Annotated in this window: 16 protein-coding genes; 7 read left to right on the top strand and 9 right to left on the bottom strand. The window is 73.6% G+C overall.

The annotated features are described in order from the left end of the window. Positions 1-5: 5 nt before the first annotated feature. Positions 6-1,556, top strand: coding sequence for a molybdopterin-dependent oxidoreductase (locus tag BF93_RS16320; protein WP_038374122.1), 1,551 nt, complete (start codon positions 6-8; stop codon positions 1,554-1,556). Here the strand turns inward: BF93_RS16320 and BF93_RS16315 are convergent. Genes BF93_RS16315 through BF93_RS16300 form a run of 4 tightly spaced genes read right to left on the bottom strand, consistent with a single transcriptional unit; the run spans position 1,534 to position 4,244 of the window. Further along, the gene (locus tag BF93_RS16315; protein WP_156954183.1) at positions 1,534-2,499 is read right to left on the bottom strand and encodes a sensor histidine kinase; all 966 of its coding nucleotides are present in this window, start codon (positions 2,497-2,499) and stop codon (positions 1,534-1,536) included. The two genes, BF93_RS16320 and BF93_RS16315, sit on opposite strands and share 23 nt — an antisense overlap. Further along, positions 2,496-3,218, bottom strand: coding sequence for a response regulator transcription factor (locus BF93_RS16310; RefSeq protein WP_038374119.1), 723 nt, complete (start codon positions 3,216-3,218; stop codon positions 2,496-2,498). The genes BF93_RS16315 and BF93_RS16310 overlap by 4 nt, the downstream gene beginning before the upstream one ends. Further along, positions 3,215-3,835 (bottom strand): L-threonylcarbamoyladenylate synthase, encoded by a 621-nt coding sequence (locus tag BF93_RS16305; RefSeq protein ID WP_038374117.1) that lies wholly within the window; start codon positions 3,833-3,835, stop codon positions 3,215-3,217. The genes BF93_RS16310 and BF93_RS16305 overlap by 4 nt, the downstream gene beginning before the upstream one ends. Before the next feature lie 40 nt (positions 3,836-3,875). Next, a complete protein-coding gene (locus BF93_RS16300; RefSeq protein WP_038374116.1) occupies positions 3,876-4,244 on the bottom strand; it encodes a DUF952 domain-containing protein in 369 nt (122 codons plus the stop codon). A gap of 25 nt (positions 4,245-4,269) precedes the next feature. On the opposite strand from BF93_RS16300, the gene BF93_RS16295 reads away from it, so the two are divergent. Genes BF93_RS16295 through BF93_RS16280 form a run of 4 tightly spaced genes read left to right on the top strand, consistent with a single transcriptional unit; the run spans position 4,270 to position 7,111 of the window. Next, complete coding sequence (locus tag BF93_RS16295) at positions 4,270-4,623, top strand: GNAT family N-acetyltransferase (protein ID WP_051487105.1); 354 nt, start codon at positions 4,270-4,272, stop codon at positions 4,621-4,623. Further along, positions 4,620-5,111 (top strand): low molecular weight protein-tyrosine-phosphatase, encoded by a 492-nt coding sequence (locus BF93_RS16290; RefSeq protein WP_038374115.1) that lies wholly within the window; start codon positions 4,620-4,622, stop codon positions 5,109-5,111. The genes BF93_RS16295 and BF93_RS16290 overlap by 4 nt, the downstream gene beginning before the upstream one ends. A 48-nt stretch (positions 5,112-5,159) precedes the next feature. Beyond that, positions 5,160-6,653 (top strand): amidase, encoded by a 1,494-nt coding sequence (locus BF93_RS16285; protein WP_038374113.1) that lies wholly within the window; start codon positions 5,160-5,162, stop codon positions 6,651-6,653. Then, positions 6,650-7,111: an RNA-binding S4 domain-containing protein gene (locus BF93_RS16280; RefSeq protein WP_084148643.1), complete on the top strand. Its 462-nt coding sequence runs from the start codon at positions 6,650-6,652 to the stop codon at positions 7,109-7,111. The genes BF93_RS16285 and BF93_RS16280 overlap by 4 nt, the downstream gene beginning before the upstream one ends. Positions 7,112-7,201: 90 nt before the next feature. Here BF93_RS16280 and BF93_RS16275 read toward each other — a convergent pair whose 3' ends face one another. Next, on the bottom strand, positions 7,202-8,602 hold the full coding sequence (locus BF93_RS16275) for a PrsW family intramembrane metalloprotease (RefSeq protein WP_038374112.1): 1,401 nt from the start codon (positions 8,600-8,602) through the stop codon (positions 7,202-7,204). A gap of 203 nt (positions 8,603-8,805) precedes the next feature. Between BF93_RS16275 and clpB the strand changes: the two genes are divergently transcribed. Further along, a complete protein-coding gene (gene clpB / locus BF93_RS16270) occupies positions 8,806-11,445 on the top strand; it encodes an ATP-dependent chaperone ClpB (RefSeq protein ID WP_038374110.1) in 2,640 nt (879 codons plus the stop codon). A gap of 60 nt (positions 11,446-11,505) precedes the next feature. Here the strand turns inward: clpB and BF93_RS16265 are convergent, their stop codons facing one another. From BF93_RS16265 to panD, 4 genes are all read right to left on the bottom strand, one after another. Continuing rightward, positions 11,506-12,690, bottom strand: a complete 1,185-nt coding sequence (locus BF93_RS16265; protein ID WP_038374109.1) for a hypothetical protein — start codon at positions 12,688-12,690, stop codon at positions 11,506-11,508. Positions 12,691-12,789: 99 nt separating this feature from the next. Beyond that, positions 12,790-15,750 (bottom strand): leucine--tRNA ligase, encoded by a 2,961-nt coding sequence (gene leuS / locus BF93_RS16260; RefSeq protein WP_038374107.1) that lies wholly within the window; start codon positions 15,748-15,750, stop codon positions 12,790-12,792. Between the two features lie 251 nt (positions 15,751-16,001). Continuing rightward, the gene (locus BF93_RS16255; RefSeq protein ID WP_038374105.1) at positions 16,002-16,928 is read right to left on the bottom strand and encodes an AEC family transporter; all 927 of its coding nucleotides are present in this window, start codon (positions 16,926-16,928) and stop codon (positions 16,002-16,004) included. A gap of 52 nt (positions 16,929-16,980) precedes the next feature. Continuing rightward, positions 16,981-17,406 carry an aspartate 1-decarboxylase gene (gene panD, locus BF93_RS16250; RefSeq protein ID WP_038374104.1) on the bottom strand — a complete coding sequence of 142 codons (426 nt, stop codon included), beginning with the start codon at positions 17,404-17,406 and terminating at the stop codon, positions 16,981-16,983. Between the two features lie 59 nt (positions 17,407-17,465). Between panD and BF93_RS16245 the strand changes: the two genes are divergently transcribed. Continuing rightward, positions 17,466-18,927: DEAD/DEAH box helicase (locus BF93_RS16245; protein ID WP_038374103.1), on the top strand; the 1,462-nt coding region annotated here is incomplete at its 3' end.

The following is an 18,927-nucleotide window of genomic DNA, read 5'->3' as shown; positions in this document are numbered from 1 at the left end:
AGAGCATGAGCACGAGCTCGCAGGCCCGGGGCGCACGGGTGGCCGGAGCGCTGACGACGGCGGTCGCGGCGGGCCTGGGCCTGGGTCTCGCCGAGCTCGCCGCCGCCCTCGTCCAGCCCCGCACCTCCCCGGTGTCCCTGGTGGGGGCGGTGACCATCGACCTCACCCCGCCGCCGGTCAAGGACCTGGTGATCGGGCTGCTGGGGACGGCGGACAAGCCCTTCCTCATCGGCTGCGTGCTCGCGGGGACCCTCGCCATCACCGCCCTGATCGGCTCCGGCCTGGCCCGCACGGCCCGCTGGGCCACGATCTGGATCGCAGCGGTCGGCGCCATCGCGATCCTCGCCGCGCTGCTGCGTGTCGCCGTCGCGCCGTCATCGCTGGTGGCGGGGCTGGTCCTGGCCGCCGGCGGCATCGGCGCCCTCCGCCTGCTGCGCGCCCAGCTGCTGCGGGCCCAGGAGGAGCAGGCGGATCCCGCGGCCATCGGCGGCGCCTCGCGCCGGCGTCTGCTGGCCACCGGCGCGGGCCTCGGGGCGCTCGGCGCGCTCGCGCCGCTGCTGGGCCGTGCCCTGCGCCCCGCACCGCAGGTCACCCCGGAGCTGGTGGCCGTCCCGGAGCCGGAGGTGCAGGCCCCGGAGCTGCCGGAGGGCCTGGACGTCGAGGGCATCAGCCCGCTGCGCACCCCGGCCGATGAGCTCTACCGCATCGACACCGCGCTGGTGGTGCCCGGGTACGACCCCGAGACCTGGCGCCTGCGGATCGAGGGCATGGTCGAGAACCCCTACGAGATCACCCTGCCCGAGCTGATGGCGATGCCGATGGTCGAGCACGATGCGACCATGCTGTGCGTGTCCAACCCGGTGGGCGGCGACCTCATCGGCTCCGTGCGGTTCCAGGGCGTGCGCGTGCGGGACCTGCTCGCGCGCGCGGTCCCGCTCCGCGGCGCCGACCAGGTGCTGTCCACCTCCGTCGACGGGTTCACCGCCGGCACCCCGCTGGAGGCGCTGACGGACGACCGCGAGGCCCTCATCGCGGTGGCCATCAACGGCGAGCCGCTCAGCCCGGAGCACGGCGCCCCCGCCCGGCTGTTCACGCCGGGGCTGTACGGCTACGTGGGGGCCACCAAATGGCTCACGACGCTCAGTGTGGGGACCTACGCCGAGCAGGTCGCCTACTGGACCACCCGCGGCTGGTCCGCGAAGGGGCCGGTGAAGACCTCGGCGCGCATCGACACCCCGCGCGGCAACGGCCGCGCCGAGCCCGGGGCCGACGGCAGGGTCGCGGTGGCGGGCGTGGCGTGGGCTGTGCACCGGGGCGTCGGCGCCGTCCAGGTGCAGGTCGATGACGGCCCCTGGATCGACGCCGAGCTGTCCGAGGACGTCAATGCCGACTACTGGCGCCAGTGGGTGGTGCGCCTCGAGCTGGCCCCGGGAGAGCACGTGCTGGCGGCCCGGGCGGCCGATGCCTCCGGCGAGCTGCAGAGCGCAGAGGTCGCCCCGCCCGCCCCGAACGGGTCGCAGGGGTACCACCGCATCAGCGTGGACGTGCGAGGGTGAAGGACACCTCGCAGCCGTCCTGAGCGCTGCGGGCGGCGACCGAGCCGCCGTGCGCGCTCGCGACCGAGCGCACGATCGCCAGCCCCAGACCGGCGCCGGGCCGCTGCGGGCTGCGTGCCGCATCGCCCCGCCACAGCGGATCGAACATGCGCCGCCGCGTCTCCTCGTCGATGCCGCCGCAGGAGTCCTGCACGAGGACCCGCACCACGCGGCCCCGGGACTCCTCCCGCGCCGACACCAGCACCTCGCCGCCGGCCGGCGTGTGGCGCACCGCGTTCACCAGCAGATTCGTCACGGCGCGGAGCAGCTCGCGGGCATCGGCCGGGACCTGCAGGTGCGCGGGCACCTCTCCGCGGATCTCCACGCCCTCGGCGTCGGCCTCGGCGCGCAGCCCCGCGACCGCGTCGGAGACGAGATCGTGCAGGCGCACCTCCTCCCGGGGGCGCCGGGGCAGCGGGTAGGTGGACAGCGACAGCAGGTCGTCGGCCAGGGTGATCGCCTGGTCGATCTGCGCGAGCATGCGGCGCGGGTACGCCTCCCGCTCCGATCCGACGCCGTCCTCGAGCGCCTGGGACATGGCCCGGATCCCGGCCAGCGGGGTGCGCAGGTCATGGGAGAGGTGGCTGACCAGCTCCTGGCGCATGCGCTCGGCCTCCCGGGCGCGCTCGGCGCGGGCCACCTGCCAGGAGACCATCACGCCGACGGCCACGGCGACCGCCGCCGAGACCACGACGATCGAGGTGAGCTGGCGCGAGGGCTCGGGGCCGAACAGCATCAGCCGGGTGCCGGCGAGGACGCCGGCGGCCACCGCGGCGACCGCGGCCAGCGGCGCCGCCACGACCGCCCAGGCGAGGCGGCGCCGGGCGAGCACCACGGCGAGGACAGAACCGGCCGCCCCCGTGAGCACCGCCGCCGCGAGCGCGGTGAGCAGGGCGGCGCTCACCGCGCCGGATCCCATCGGTAGCCGCGCCCCCAGACAGTCACCAGCCGCCGCGGGCGGGCCGGGTCCTCCTCGACCTTCTCCCGCAGCCGGCGCACGTGCACCGTCACCGTGGAGGGGTCCCCGTACTCCCAGTGCCACACGCTGCGCAGGATCTCATCGCGCTCGAGCAGCTCCCCGGGCCGGCTCAGGAACCTCTCCAGCAGAGCGAACTCGCGCGGGGGCAGCGGCAGCGGCGCCCCGGCGCGGGTCGCGGTGCCTGCGCGCGGATCCAGCTCGAGGTCCCCGTCGCGCAGCACCGCCGGGGCCTCGGCGGCGCCGGAGGAGGCCGCGGCCGCGGCGGCGCTGCGGCGCAGCACCGAGCGGGCCCGCAGCACGACCTCGCGCGGGGAGCAGGGCTTGGCGACGTAGTCATCGGCCCCGATCTCCAGGCCGAGGATCCGTTCGGGCTGCTCCGCCCGGGCGGTCAGCATGATCACAGGGGTGCCGCAGCCGGCGGCCCGCAGGCGCCGGAACACCTCGAGGCCGTCCATCCCCGGCAGGGAGAGGTCCAGGATCACCAGGTCCGGGTCGAGGGTCCGGACGCCCTCGAGGGCCGCGGGCCCGTCCCCGACGGGCGTGGCCTCGAAGCCATCGGCCTCGAAGTAGTCCCGCAGCACCGAGCGCAGCACGGCGTCGTCGTCGACGACGAGCACCCGGGGCGCGGACGGCGGGGCGCTCACAGCAGGTGCGCGACGTCCCCGGCGCCCTCGCGGCGGACCTCGACCGTGCCGGAGGAGACGTCCACGACGCTGGTGGGGTCGATGCCGACCTCGCCCGAGTCGATGATCGCCTCGAGCTGGTGGTCCAGCAGGTCCTGCACCTGCCAGCCCTCGCTGGGCGGCTCCTCGTGCCCGGGCAGCAGCAGGGTCGAGGAGACGATCGGCTCGCCGAGCGCCTCGACCAGGGCATGGGCCACCCGATGCTCGGGGATGCGCACCCCGACCGTCTTCTTCTTCGGGTGCGACATCCTCCGGGGGACCTCCTTGGTCGCCGGGAGGATGAAGGTGTACGGGCCCGGGGTGGAGTTCTTGACCAGGCGGAACACCGGGTTGGAGATGATCACGAACTGGCCCAGCTGGGCGAAGTCCGCGCAGACGAGGGTGAAGTCGTGGTTCTGACCGACCTGGCGGATCCGCCGGATCCGCTCGAGGCCGTCTGCGTTGTCCAGGGTGCAGCCCAGCGCGTAGCAGGAGTCCGTGGGGTACGCGATCAGGCCGCCGTCGCGGAGGATCCGCACGGCCTGCTCGATGAGGCGCGGCTGCGGGTCGACGGGATGGATGTCGAGGTATCGGGCCATGCTCGATGGTACGTCCGCACCGCCTCGCGCGACCACGGCGCTAGGCGACGACGACGAACTCGCGGCCGAGCCACTTCGTGCGGCGCAGCCGCATCACGGCGCCGATGGGCAGGGGGCCGTGGATATGGGGATACGCCTGGCCGCTGGTGCCGATGGTGTCCTCCTCGAAGCTCACCATCACCCCGGCCTCCTCGACGCGGTGCACGTCGATCTCGAGGATCACCAGACCGTCCGGCCGGTCGGGGTAGACGCGCTTGGCGACCACGGAGATCTGCTCGGGCAGGGTGGCATGGATGAAGCCCGTCTCGCCGAGGTCTCGGCCGCGGGTGGACCGCTCGTAGACACCTCGGGGAACCGCGTCCTCCCAGGCGGCCAGTTCGGTGATGTGCCAGATCAGGGGCGCGGGCATGAGCGGCAGTGTACCGTGATGGACCATGGAGACGACGTCCGGCACCACCGATGGCGGCTCGGCCGCGGGCGACGACCGCCTGGTCCACGATCCCGACCGTGATCGCTACGAGCTGCTGCGCGGCGCGTCGGTCCTCGCCGTGCTCGCCTATGCGGACGAGCCGATCCCCGGCGGCGGCTTCGTCCGCGACCTGCGCTCGACGATCGTGGACCCGGACCACGGCGGCGAGGGGCTCGGCTCGCGCCTGGTCCGCTTCGCCCTGGACGACGTCCGCGCCCACGGCGGGAAGGTCGTCGCGACCTGCTGGTTCGCCGCCGGATGGATCGCACGTCATGAGGACTACGCCGATCTGCTCGCTCCCCAGGACCCGGCACGGTGAGCTACGTCGTCCTGACGGTGTGCACGGGGAACATCTGCCGCTCGCCCCTGGCGGAGCTCCTGCTGCGCGAGCGCTTCGCCGCGGAGGGCCTCGCCGACCAGGTGCGCGTCGCCTCCTGCGGGACCACCGGCTGGGAGGAGGGCGAGCCGATCGACCCGCGCGCCCGGGCCCTGCTGGACGCCCACGGGATCGCGTCCCACGAGCATCGCGCCCGCCGCATGACCCGGCGCGCCCTGCAGGACGCGGACCTCATCCTCGCCATGGACCACGACCACCTGCAGCCGATCCGGGACGAGGCGGGAGCGACGATCGCGGGGCGGCTGCACCTGATGCGCACCTTCGACCCCGAGGTCGGCGCCGACCCCGGGATCCGCGATCCCTGGTACGGCGACGAGCGCGACTTCGAGACCTGCTTCGCGCAGATCGAGGCCGCCGCCGACGGCGTCGTCCAGCACGTGCGCGAGCAGCTGGCCTCGCGCCGGCACTGACCACCGGGCCGCCGCCGCAGGGCGACTGACCACCGAGCAGGGGAGACGATGACCGAGACCCGGCACCTGAGCGCGCTCGACCTCGCCGCAGCGCTGCGCCGCGGCGAGGCCGACGCGCGCGAGCACACCGAGGCCGTGCTGCGGGCGTCGCGCGAGGAGGCCGCGCCGACCGGGGCCTTCGCGCATCTGCTCGCCGAGCGCTCCCGCGCACAGGCCGAGCGCGCGCAGACCCGCCTGGAGGCCGCCCGCACCGATCCGGCCGCCGCCGCGGAGCTCGCGCGCCGGTCGCCGCTGCTGGGCGTGCCCGTGCCCGTGAAGGACCTCAGCCGCATCGCCGGGGAGCCGTTCGAGGCCGGCAGCGCCGTGCTGCGCGGGACCATCGCCGAGGTCACCGACGGCGTCCCGGCCCTGCTCGAGGACGCCGGGACCGTCACCATCGGCAAGACCTCCACCCCCGAGTTCGGCATGCCCTGCTACACCGAGCCCGCCCACGCGGCGCCGGCCCGCACGCCGTGGGACCTGCGCCGCACCGCCGGCGGCTCCAGCGGCGGGGCGGCCGCCGCGGTCGCCGCCGGCATCGTGCCCCTCGCGCACGGCTCCGACGGCGGCGGTTCGGTCCGCATCCCCGCGGCGTGCTGCGGCGTGGTCGGGATGAAGCCCTCCCGCGGGGTCGTCTCCCCGGGCCCCTACGGCGCCGAGGGGCCGGGCCTGGTGAGCGACGGGATGATCGCCCGCACGGTCCGCGACGTCGCCGCCGGTCTCGACGCGATCGCCGGGTCCCGGCCGGGCGACGCCTACCCGGCGCCGCTGCCGCCGGGCGGCTTCCTCGCGGCGCTCCAGGGCCGCGAGCAGGCGCAGGGCCGCCGCGGGGCGCGCGCCGCCCACGGCAGCGGCGGGCTGCGCATCGGCGTGCTCACGCAGCCGCTGAACATCGACACCCCCGTCCACCCCGCCGCGCTGCGCGCCGTCGAGCGCGCGAGCGAGGCGCTGCGCGGAGCCGGGCACGAGCTGGTCGAGCTCTCGGCCCCCTTCACCCCCGAGCAGTGGCGCACCTTCATGCCGCTGTGGACCGTCGGCGCCGCCTCCATCCCGCTGCCGCCCGAGGCCGAGCAGCAGCTGATGCCGCTCACCCGGTGGCTGCGCGCGCAGGGCCGCGCATACGACGGCGTCGCCGTCTCCTCGGCGCTCGCGGGGATGCAGGCCCTCGCCCGCACGGTCGGGCAGGCCTTCGCCTCGGTGGATGCGGTGCTGACCCCGTCCCTCAGCGGCCCGCCCGCCTTCCCCGCCGATCTGCAGCTGGCCGATCCGGCCGCGGACTTCGACGCCCAGTGCGCCTTCACCCCCTGGACCAGCACCTGGAACATGACCGGCCGTGCCGCGATCTCCGTGCCCGTGCACCGGGAGGAGATCGACGGGACCGAGCTGCCCTTCGGCGCGCACATCGGCGCGGTCCGGGCCGGGGACGACGTGCTCGTGCTCTCCTTGGCCGAGCTGCTCGAGGCCGAGGACCCGTGGCCGCTGGTGCGGGAGGTCGCCGCATGAGCTCGGCCCCCGCCCCGCCTCCGTCACCCGGGTCCGATCCCGCGCCCGCCGTGCCCCTGCAGGTCCAGGGGTCGGTGCGGCTGGACGTGTGGCTGTGGAGCGCCCGCATCTTCCCGACCCGCTCGGCGGCGACCGCGGCGTGCCGCGGCGGGCACGTGCGCCGGGGCGGGGAGCCGGCCAAGGCCGCCCAGCAGGTCGTGGTGGGGGAGGAGCTGCGGGTGCGCTTCCCGGGCCGGGAGCGGATCCTCGTCATCCGCGGGATCCTGCGCAAGCGCGTCGGGGCGCCCGTGGCCCGGGCGAACTACGAGGACCTCACCCCGCCGCCGCCCCCGCAGCTGCTCGCGGCCCCGCCCCGCCGGGACCGCGGCAGCGGCCGCCCCACGAAGAAGGAGCGGCGCGAGATGGATCGGCTGCGCGGCCGCGACGAGCTCGACCGCTCCGGGGGAGAGACGGACTGAGGCCGCCGGCGGCCGCCCGGAGGCCCTAGTCGGCCGGACGGAGGCCCCGGGCGGCCGGACGGAGGCCCCGGGCGGGCCGGACCGGGCGGCTCAGGCGCCGCCGGATGCCGAGACCAGCGCCTGGCGGTTGGCGGTCAGGCGCGTGAGCAGCTGCTGCTCGTGCCGGACCACCTTGGGGTTGGCGCCGTCGGCCATGAGCCGCTGGCGCACCGAGGCGAGGTCCGCGGACTCGCGGATGAACCTCTTCATCGTCGGCAGGGCGCCGATCTGCCGCGCCCACTGCTTGCCCTCGCGCCGGCCCTTCCAGGTGGCCAGCATCGTGACCTCCTCATGGGTGAGCCAGCCGCGGTTGGCGTAGTCGCCCAGGCGCACCCGGGTCAGGCGGGACTCGTCCCAGACCAGCAGCCCGATCAGCCCCAGCCACACGGCGGACAGGCACATCTCGATGATCAGCATGAGGATCAGCCCCCACAGGCTGGGGAAGAGGAAGGAGCTGCCGTTCCACAGGGCATGCAGGGCGATGCCCGGCCAGGTGGCGACGAGGAAGACGAGCGCGCCGGGCAGGGTGCCCCACTTGCGCGCCACGAGGCCCATGATCACGCCGGTGAGGGACGTGTAGATCGCGTGGCCGAAGATCCCGATCACGCCGCGGATCACGCCGAGCACCGCCAGACCGCCGATGCCGCCGCCGTCCAGCGCCCGGCCGTAGTAGAGGATGTTCTCGGTGAAGGCGAAGCCGCCGCCGATGAGCGCGCCGTACAGCAGGCCGTCCAGCGGGCCGTTGAAGTAGCGCCGGGCGATGAGGAACAGCACGACCAGGCCGAGCCCCTTGGAGGTCTCCTCCGTCAGAGGGGCGCTGATCACGGCGCCGACGAAGCTCGAGACGACCTCGGAGCCGCTGACCGCATAGGCGATCTCGCCCACCAGGGTGTTGACCACGAAGCTGATCGCCACGGCGATCGCCGCGCCCCACAGCACCGCGCTGAGCAGCAGGGGGATGGGCTGGGGATCCCAGCGGTCGGCGAGGAAGATGACCCCGGCGATCACCACCAGGGAGAAGCCGGCGATGATGACGTACCCCAGCCACCACAGCGGGCTCGAGGTCGTCGAGATCGCGTAGAGGAAGAAGAAGAACGCCAGCACCACCAGCAGGGCCATGCCCAGCAGCGCCACCAGGATCCACGCCAGCACGCGCGAGACGGGGACGTACTGGTCGCCCTTGCCCTGGAGCTGCTGCACCCGGCGCGTCTGGGTGGCCCAGGCCGACTGCGGCTGGGCCTGCGGCGGCGCCTGCACGGGGGCGGGGGCGAAGCGCGCCGCGGTCAGCGGGCCGGCCGGGCGGACCGAGGTGTCGTAGAGCCGGGGCAGGCCGTAGTCGACGTACTGCGGGCTGGACTGGAACTGCGGGGCCCCGGAGGGGTGCTGCGCGGCTCCGGGCCGGGGTCGATGCTGCGGGGCGGACGGGGGAGGCTGCTGCGGGGGATGCGTCATGGAGGACCTCGCGACGGGGACGAACGGGGGCGCACGGCACGGATGCCGCCTCGCACCCTGCGATAGTAGCGGGGCGGGACGCCGTCGGTCCGGCGCTCGGGCGGCGCGCGCCGTCCGCCCCCTCCCCAGAGTTGAGCGGAATAGACTCAACCCGGGTGTCGTTGCACCTCGTGTACTGCTGATCGCACACCGGAAGGACGACCGTGGATTTCCGATTCACCACCCGCTCGCAGGATGCCGTGAGCGCCGCCGCCCAGCGGGCGGTCGAGCTCGGCAATCCGCAGATCCTCGCCATGCACCTGCTGTGGGCGCTGACCACGCAGGAGGACGGGATCGGCCGCGCCCTCCTCGCGGAGGTCGGCGTCGACCCCGCCGCCACGGCCGCCTCGGCCGACGCCGCCGTGCGGGCTCTGCCCTCGGTCAGCGGCAGCGGAGCCCCGGAGCATCCGACCTTCGTCGGCTCCGGCTACGACGCCCTGGAGGCCGCCCGCCGGGAGGCCGACGCCCAGGGACGCACCTACCTGTCCACCGAGCAGCTGCTGATCGGCATCGCGCTCGGCTCGGACGACGCCGCGCGACTGCTCGCCTCCGCGGGAGCGACGCCGGAGGCCCTTCGTTCCGCCGCGGAATCGCTCACCGAGAAAGGAGCGCACATGGACACCCAGAACCCCGAGGGAACCTTCCAGAGCCTCGAGAAGTTCGGCATCGACCTGACCGAGCAGGCCCGGGAGGGCCGGCTGGACCCCGTCATCGGCCGTGACAGCGAGATCCGCCGGGTGGTGCAGGTGCTCTCGCGCCGCACCAAGAACAACCCGGTGCTCATCGGCGAGCCCGGCGTCGGCAAGACCGCCGTGGTCGAGGGCCTCGCCCAGCGCATCGTCGAGGGGGACGTGCCCGAGTCCCTGCGCGGCAAGCGCCTGATCTCCCTGGACCTCTCCTCGATGGTCGCGGGCTCGAAGTACCGCGGCGAGTTCGAGGAGCGGATGAAGGCCGTGCTCGACGAGATCCGCACCAGCAACGGGCAGATCATCACCTTCATCGACGAGCTGCACACCGTCGTCGGGGCGGGCGGCGGCTCCGAGGGCGCCCTGGACGCCGGCAACATGCTCAAGCCCATGCTCGCCCGCGGCGAGCTGCGCATGGTCGGCGCCACCACGCTCGACGAGTACCGCGAGAACATCGAGAAGGACCCGGCGCTCGAGCGCCGCTTCCAGCAGGTCTTCGTCGGCGAGCCGAGCGTCGAGGACACCATCACCATCCTGCGCGGCCTGAAGGACAAGTACGAGGCCCACCACAAGGTCTCGATCACCGACTCCGCGCTGGTGGCCGCGGCGACCCTGTCCGACCGCTACATCACCGGACGCCAGCTGCCGGACAAGGCCATCGACCTGGTCGACGAGGCCGCCTCGCGCCAGCGCATGGAGCTGGACTCCTCGCCGGTGGAGCTGGACATCCTGCGCCGTCAGGTCGACCGGCTCAAGATGGAGGAGCTGGCCCTGCAGGGATCCGACGACCCCGGCAGCCGGGCGCAGCTGGAGTCCGTGCGCGCCCAGCTCGCCGACCGCACCGAGCGGATGACGGCCCTCGCGGCCCGCTGGGAGCGGGAGAAGGCCGGGCTGAACCTCGTCGGCGACCTGAAGGCGCAGCTCGAGCAGCTGCGCATGCAGGCCGATCGCGCCCAGCGCGAGGGCGACCTCACCGCCGCCTCGAAGATCCTCTACGGCGACATCCCGCAGCTGAAGCAGGAGCTGCAGGACGCCGAGGAGCGCGAGGCCGGCGGCGTCCTCGAGGACGAGCGGCCGCTCGTGTCCGAGCGCGTCGGCCCGGACGACATCGCGGAGGTCGTCGGCTCCTGGACCGGGATCCCCGCCGGCCGGCTGCTGCAGTCCGAGACCCAGAAGCTCCTGGAGATGGAGGACCTCATCGGGCGGCGGCTGATCGGCCAGCGGCGCGCGGTCACGGAGGTCGCCGACGCGGTGCGCCGTGCCCGCGCCGGGATCTCCGATCCGAACCGGCCCACCGGCTCCTTCCTGTTCCTGGGGCCGACGGGCGTGGGCAAGACGGAGCTCGCGAAGTCGCTGGCCGAGTTCCTCTTCGACGACGAGCGCGCGATGGTCCGCATCGACATGTCCGAGTACGGCGAGAAGCACACCGTCTCGCGCCTGGTCGGGGCCCCGCCCGGGTACGTCGGCTACGACGAGGGCGGTCAGCTCACCGAGGCCGTGCGGCGCCGCCCCTACTCGGTGGTCCTGCTCGACGAGATCGAGAAGGCCCACCCGGACGTCTTCGACATCCTGCTGCAGGTGCTGGACGACGGCCGCCTGACCGACGGCCAGGGGCGCACCGTCGACTTCCGCAGCACGATCCTCATCCTCACCTCGAACCTGGGCTCGCAGTTCCTCCTGGACGAGGGCCTGGACGAGGCCGCCCGGGAGCGGGCCGTGATGGACGTGGTGCGGGCGTCCTTCAAGCCCGAGTTCCTCAACCGCCTCGACGACGTCGTGATGTTCGACCGCCTGGACCGGGAGGAGCTCGCCCGGATCGTGCGCCTGCAGGTGCGCTCGGTCGCGGACCGTCTGGCCGACCGCCGGATCGGCCTCGAGGTCACCGATGCGGCGATCGACTGGCTCGCGGCGGAGGGCTGGGACCCGGCCTACGGCGCGCGTCCGCTGAAGCGCCTCGTGCAGAAGGAGATCGGCGACGCCCTGGCGCGCATGCTCCTGCGCGGCGAGGTCGCGGACGGCCAGGAGGTCCTGGTGGATCGGGCCGAGGGCGGGTCCGGCGAGGGGCCCGGACTGGCGCTGTCGGTGGCGGCCGAGGCCGACGCCGAGCCCGCCGCCTGAGCCTCCGCGGACCGGCGGAGGGCGACCGCGCCGGTCCGCGGGCTCATCGGGGCCCCGTCCTCACCCCTGGGCGGGGGCGGGGTCCCAGGGCAGGGGAAGGTGCTCGCGGCGGCGGCGCAGCAGCTCCTGCGGGTCCGTGAGCAGCCCGCGCGCCTCCTCCATCTGGTCCTTGAAGCCGCCGACCCCGTCGGCCATCGCGTGGATCTGCTCGGAGACCGGGGCCGGGGCGATCGGCTCGCTGGCGTCCGCCATGTCGTGCAGCAGCTCCTCACCCGCACCGAGGACCGCCTGCGTGGGGTCCGGCACCAGGAGCAGGGAGGCGTTCTCGATGTCGCGCAGCATCCCGTACTCCAGCTCGCGGGCCGCGCCGCCGAGGTCGCCCTCCAGCAGCTCCGAGCCCACGGCGCCGGTGGTCTGCACCCGGTTGGCGAGGGTCTGGTCGATCCCGCGCAGCGACTGCCCCAGCACCGACTCGTCCCCTACCAGCGACCCGCCCACGGTGACCGGCATGCTCGCCAGGTCCAGGGCGGGCACCCATTCCTCGTGCCCGTGGGCGATCAGCCAGGACTCGGCGTCCTCGAGGGCGGTCTCGATCTTCCCGTGACCGATGTTCGCCCCCTGCAGCAGGCCGAGCCCCGGCACCTTGCGCAGGGCGAGGGTCCGGAACCCTTCGGCGCCGGCGAGGATGTCCTCGTCGTAGCGGAGCCCGCCCTCCTCGGCGGGGACCCCGGGACGCGGGGTGCGCAGATCCTCGAGGGCCGCCGTCCCGGCCTCGCGCAGGCGCTCGAGCTCCTGGGGCGTGGCGGCGAGCGGCTGCCCGATGCCGCCGCGATCGCGCAGCGTCTCCTGCCAGGTCCCGGTGCCGGAGGCCGGCGGGGGACCGCCGGCGGGGCCGCCGGGAGAGGTCGGGCCCATGAGGATCTCGGGCAGGGCGGACCCGCGAGGGCCCGGACCCTCGGCCCCCGGGACGGCGCCGCGGTCCGGGGCGCTGGCGGCGTCCTGCGCCTCGGCCTGGGCGGCCAGCTCCTGCCCGCGGCGCAGCAGCATCGCGGCGGTCGCCCCGCCCCGGGCGATCACCGCCCCGGTCCGGTCACGGAAGGCCTCGGCATCGGGCCCGGTCCAGCCGACCGCGCCGGAGAGGACCCCCAGGTCCTCGAGGAGGTCGCGGATCTGCTCCGTCCGCTCGAGGATCAGGTCGTTCAGCTCGCGCATCTGCTCGGGGATGCAGCCCAGGAAAGAGGTCATGCCGCGACGCTAGGCGCGTCGCGGCACGACATCATCCCCGGCTCCGGGAATGTGGATAACCGTCGTCGGGGGAGGACCAGCGGTCCGCCCCCTCGAGGATCACACGACGATGTTCACCAGCTTCGGCGCGCGCACGATCACCTTGCGCACGCTCCGGCCCTCCAGCAGCTCCTGCACGCGCGGCTCGGCCAGGACCAGCTGCTCCAGCTCCGCCTCGCCGATCTCCGCGTCGACCTCCAGGCGGTGACGCACCTTGCCCTTGATCTGCACCACGCAGGTGACCTCATCGGCCTTCACCAGGGCAGGATCGGCGACCGGGTAGGCGGCCCGGGCCAGGGAGTCCCCATGGCCCAGGCGCTGCCACAGCTCCTCGGCCAGGTGCGGGGCGAAGGGCGAGACCATCAGCACCAGCGGCTCGACCGCCTCCCGGGGCGAGACCCCGGACTTGGTCAGGTGGTTCACCAGCTCGATGAGCTTCGCGATCACCGTGTTGAACTGCATCTGGTCCATGTCGCGGCGCACGCCGTCGATGGTGCGGTGCACGGCCTGCCGGGTGGGGACATCGGCCGGGTCGTCGGTCACGACGACCTCTCCGGTCTCCTCGTCCACCACCAGGCGCCACAGGCGCTGCAGGAAGCGCTGGGAGCCGACGACCGCGCGGGTCTCCCAGGGGCGGGACAGGTCCAGCGGGCCCATCGACATCTCGTACACGCGCAGGGTGTCCGCGCCGTACTCGGCGTACATCTCGTCGGGCGAGACGCTGTTCTTCAGCGACTTGCCCATCTTCCCGTACTCCTGGGTCACCGGCTTCCCGGCGTGGGTGAAGGTCCCGTCGGGCCCCTCGACGACCTCCGCCGCGGGCACGTAGAAGCCGCGCTCGTCGGTGTAGGCGAAGGCCTGGATGTAGCCCTGGTTGAACAGCTTGTGGAACGGCTCCTGGCTGGAGACGATGCCGCGATCGAACAGGACCTTATGCCAGAAGCGGGCGTACAGCAGGTGCAGCACCGCGTGCTCGACGCCGCCCACGTACAGGTCCACACCGCCGGTGCCGCCCTCGGAGCGCGGCCCCATCCAGTACTCCTCGTTGGCCGGCTCGACCAGGGCGGACTCGTCCGTCGGGTCGATGTAGCGCAGCGCGTACCAGGAGGAGCCCGCCCAGTTGGGCATCGTGTTCGTCTCGCGGCGGTAGCGCTTGGGGCCGTCGCCCAGGTCCAGGGTGACGTGCACCCAGTCCTCGTTGCGCGAGAGCGGGGTCTGCGGCTCGGTGTCCGCGTCCTCCGGGTCGAAGGTGCGCGGGGAGAAGTCCTCCAGCTCGGGCAGCGGGACCGGCAGCTGGTCCAGCGGCAGGGCGATCGCGCGGTCGGGATCGTCCTCGGCATACACGATCGGGAACGGCTCGCCCCAGTAGCGCTGGCGCGAGAACAGCCAGTCGCGCAGGCGGTACGTGGTCCGGGCGCTGCCGAAGCCCTTCTCCAGCGCGAAGTCGATGGCCCGCGCCTTGGCGGTGTCCACGTCCAGGCCGTTCAGATCCAGGTCCCCGTGGGCGGAGTTGATCTTCTCGCCCGGGCCCGTGTACGCCTGCCCCTCGACGAAGTCCTCCGGCACCTGCACGGTGCGGATGATCGGCAGCTCGAACCGGGTCGCGAAGTCGTGGTCGCGCTGGTCCTCCGCGGGGACGGCCATGATGGCGCCCGTGCCGTAGCCGGTCAGCACGTAGTCCGCGGTGAACACCGGCACGCGGCGCTCGTCCATCGGGTTCACGGCGAACAGGCCGGTGAACACGCCGGTCTTCTCGCGGTCCTCGGCGGTGCGGTCCTCGGCCGATGCCGCGGCCGCGCGCGCCTGGTAGGCGGCCACGGCCTCGCGCGGGCTCGCGGCGCCGCCGGTCCAGGCCTCCCGCGTGCCCTCCGGCCACGCCGCGGGCAGGGTGGAGGGATCGGCCAGCAGCTCGTGCTCGGGGGAGAGCACCGTGAACGTCGCGCCGAACAGCGTGTCGGGGCGGGTGGTGAACACGTCGAAGCTCCGCGGGGGCGCGTCGGAGGCCTCCTCGACCTCGAAGGTGATCTCCGCGCCGCGCGAGCGGCCGATCCAGTTGCGCTGCATGGCGCGCACCGACTCGGGCCAGTCCACCCGGTCCAGGTCGTCGACCAGTCGATCGGCGTAGGCGGTGATCCGCATGTTCCACTGCCGCAGGCGCCGCCGGAAGACGGGGAAGTTCCCGCGCTCGGAGCGGCCGTCGGGGGTGACCTCCTCGTTGGCCAGCACCGTGCCCAGCCCCGGGCACCAGTTCACGGGCGTCTCGGAGATGTAGGCCAGGCGGAAGCAGTCCACCAGCTCCTGCATGTGCTCGGGCTCGTACTGGACCAGGAAGTCGAAGGGGATCCGCTTGGGGGAGTCCCAGTGCTCGGCCGAGGGCTTGCGTCCGCGCCAGTACTCGGGCAGCTCGATGCCCTGGCGCTCGGCCAGCTCCCACGGGTCGACCTCGCGGTCCTGGATGGCGCCCTTCAGCTCCGCGATCGGGCGGGCGCGGCCGACGATGCCGTCGACGTTCTCGGCGTCCGGGTCGTACCAGGAGTCGAACAGCTGCAGGAAGATCCACTGGGTCCAGCGCACGAACTCGTCGTCCGTGGTGGCCAGCTCGCGGCGGCGGTCATGGGACAGGCCCATGCGCGCCAGCTGGCGGCGCATGGTGGCGATGTTCGCCTCGGTCGTCACGCGCGGATGCGTCCCCGTCTGGATCGCGTACTGCTCGGCCGGCAGGCCGAAGGCGTCGTATCCCATCGTGTACAGCACGTTGCGGCCCAGCATCCGCTGATGGCGGGCGACGACGTCGGTCGCGATGTACCCCAGCGGGTGGCCCACGTGCAGCCCCGACCCGGAGGGGTAGGGGAACATGTCCATGATGAAGGCCTTCTCGGCGGGCAGCTCGGCGCCGTCCTGGGCGAGCGGCCCGACGGGGTTGGCCGCATGGAAGGTGCCCTGCTCCTCCCAGCGGTCCTGCCAGCGATGCTCGATCTCGTCGGCCATCTGTGCCGTGTAGCGGTACGGCGCCTCGGTCATGGGTGCTCCTCGCTCCTGCGTGTGGGTGGGGATGTCGTCGTCCTCGCGGGCTGCGTCCGCGCTGCTCGGGCCGACGGGGGCCCGACATGAAAAAACCCTCGTGCGCACGAGGGGAGCCGCGTCGATGCCGCCGGCCGGACGCTCCGCGCGGGAGCGACGGCGAGCAGGCCTGGTACGACGCGGCTACGGAAGCAGAAGTCGACGAGCCACGCTCCGATCCTACGCCGCCGGACGCCGGCGACCAACCCGGCTCACACCCCGAGCACGGCGGAGAGCAGCAGGAGGACCGCCACGGTGCCCACGGTGGTGGTCAGGACCGTGTCCCGGGCGAGCTCCTCCGCGGCCTCGTAGCGGGAGGCCGCCACGAACACGTTCTGGGCGGTGGGCAGCGCCGCCATCACCACGACCGCGTAGAGGTCATGGCCGCGCAGGCCCAGCAGGGCGCCGAGACCGAGCGCGATTATCGGCATCACCAGCAGCTTCGCGCCCGATGACACGGCGATCAGCCCGCGGTACCCGGCGTCCTTGGCATACGGCGCCGAACCGATCAGCGAGATCCCGTAGGCGAGCAGCATGCCCGGGATCGCCATGTCCGCGAGGGCCTCGAAGGGCTCGAGGACGACCTCGGGCAGCTGCACGCCGGCGGCGACCAGCACCATGCCGAGCGCCGAGGCGATGATCACGGGGTTCGCGCCGAGGCTGCGCAGCACCCCGCCCAGGCCGGGGCTCGACTCCGAGGTCACCCGGTGCAGCACGAACAGGTACAGCGGCGTGTACACGGCCTGCTGGAAGAGGATCACCGGCAGGGCATGGGAGATGTCGCCCAGCACGTAGGCGGCGATCGGGAAGCCCATGTTGGCTCCGTTGACGACGGAGCCGGAGATCGCGGCGACCACCAGGTCGGCGCCGCGGCGCCGGGTGAGCAGGCGCAGCCCCACCAGCAGCAGCGCCCCGGTGAGGAGACCGGACAGGCCCGCGACGAGCATGGGGGTCGACAGCACCTCGCGCAGATCGCTCGTGAGCAGCGCCGTGAGCACCAGCGACGGGGAGGCGAGGAAGAAGGTCACCCGGTTCAGCACGAACCGCGCCTGGTCGCCGAGCACGCCGGTGCGGCCCACGGCCCAGCCGATCGCGATCAGGCTCCAGACGATCAGGAAACCGGACAGAACGCCCGTCATGCGGCGCGGCCCCCTCGGTGCCGATGCGACCGGCGGGGGGCGCGCGCGAGGATCATCGGACGCCGGCGCTCTCGCGGCCGGAGATCTGGGAGGCGTCGCCCGGCACGGGCTCGGCGGCGTCCTCGCCGAGGGCCAGGATCCGGTTCCCGCGGTCCACGTGCACGACCCGGGGGCGGTGCGCGCGGGCCTCGGCGTCCTCGTACAGGCCGTAGGCCATGATGATCACGAGGTGGCCGGGGGCGACGAGGTGAGCTGCGGCACCGTTGATGCCGATCACACCGCTGCCGCGCTCGCCGGCGATGGCATACGTCACCAGGCGGGCGCCGTTGTCGATGTCGGCGATCGTGACCTGCTCGTTCTCCAGGATTCCGGCAGCATCGAGCAGATCGGCGTCGATGGTGATCGAGCCGACGTAGTGCAGATCGGCCTGAGTGACCGTCGCACGGTGGATCTTCGAGGTCATGAGTGTGCGCATCATCGTGCGCCCAGTCTTCCATGCGCGATGATGGACGTGTCAGAACCGTCAGGAGGATCACCATGCCCAAGGCCCGTCGCCGATCTCCCCACCGCAGCGATCGGTTCGACCAGATGGCCCTGCCCGAGGAGCTCCTGGAGGTCCTCGCCGATCAGGGGCTCGAGCGCGCCTTCGAGATCCAGGAGGCGATCCTGCCCGATGCCCTCGCGGGCCGGGACGTGCTCGGCCGCGCCGAGACCGGCAGCGGCAAGACGCTCGCCTTCACGCTCGCGATGACCGCCCGCTTCCGGGGGCGCAAGGTCCACAAGCGGCGCCCCCTGGGCGTCGTCCTCGTCCCCACCCGCGAGCTCGCGGTGCAGGTCGTGGACACCTTCCACCCCTTCGCCCGCGCCATGCGGATCCGTGCGCAGCTGGTCGCCGGCGGCATGAACATCGACAAGCAGGCCGAGGCCCTCGCGCGGGGCGTCGAGATCGTGGTGGCGACCCCGGGCCGGCTGATCGACCTCGCCGCCCGCGAGGCGCTGTTCCTGGACCGCGTGGAGACCACGGTGATCGACGAGGCCGACCACATGGCCGACCTCGGCTTCCTCGACGAGGTCACCCAGATCCTCGAGCACACGGAGATGGGCACGCAGAAGATGCTGTTCTCCGCGACCCTGGACGGCCAGGTCGAGCAGATCATCGACCGCTTCCTGGTCGATCCGGTCGCCCACGAGACCACGCCCGTCGCCGCGGCCGTCAAGACCATGCGCCATCGTCTGCTGGCGATCAACCCCAAGCAGAAGCGCCAGATCACCGCGCAGCTCGGGGCCCGCCGCGGCCGCACCCTGATGTTCACCCGCACCCAGCTGGGGGCCGAGCGCGTCGCCCAGGAGCTCATCGAGGTCGGGATCCCGGCCGCGGCGCTGCACGGCAACAAGCAGCAGGGCCTGCGCACCAACGTCCTGGCCGGCTTCCGCGAGGGCGCGTTCCCCGTGCTGGTGGCGACCGACGTCGCCGCCCGCGGTCTGCACATCGACGACGTCACCATGGTCGTCCACGTCGACCCGGCGACGGACGTGAAGGAGTACGTGCACCGCTCCGGGCGCACCGCCCGCGCCGGCGCCGAGGGCACCGTCGTCACCCTCGCCCTGCCGCACCAGCTGGGCCCCGTCCGCGAGGTGATCAGCGGCGCCGAGGTCGAGCCCGTCGAGTCCGAGGTCCGCGACGCCTCCGCCCAGGCCCTCATCGACCTCGGCGGCCGCACCCCCTCCGGGGAGCCCGCCGAGGATCCCTCGCGCATCAAGCACAAGGGCGCTCCCCGCAAGCTCGACTTCGGGCGCAAGGGCGGCGCCAACCGCAAGCTCGCCGAGGACCGGCGCGCCAACGAGGAGCTGCGCGCCTCCTGGGACGAGGAGCAGCAGGGCGCGGCACCCGCGGGGGCCCGCGGCGGGCGCCGTCCCGCCGGCGGAGGACGCGGCGGAGCCGGGGGCCGGTCCGGCGGCCGCGGCGCCGGGGCGGCAGGCCGCGGCGCAGCCTCCACAG

The sequence above is a fragment of the Brachybacterium phenoliresistens genome (assembly GCF_000576425.1).
Classification (GTDB): Bacteria; Actinomycetota; Actinomycetes; order Actinomycetales; family Dermabacteraceae; genus Brachybacterium; species Brachybacterium phenoliresistens.
The sequence above is the reverse complement of the archived record's forward strand: the minus strand, read 5'-3'. Positions and strand labels throughout refer to the sequence as shown.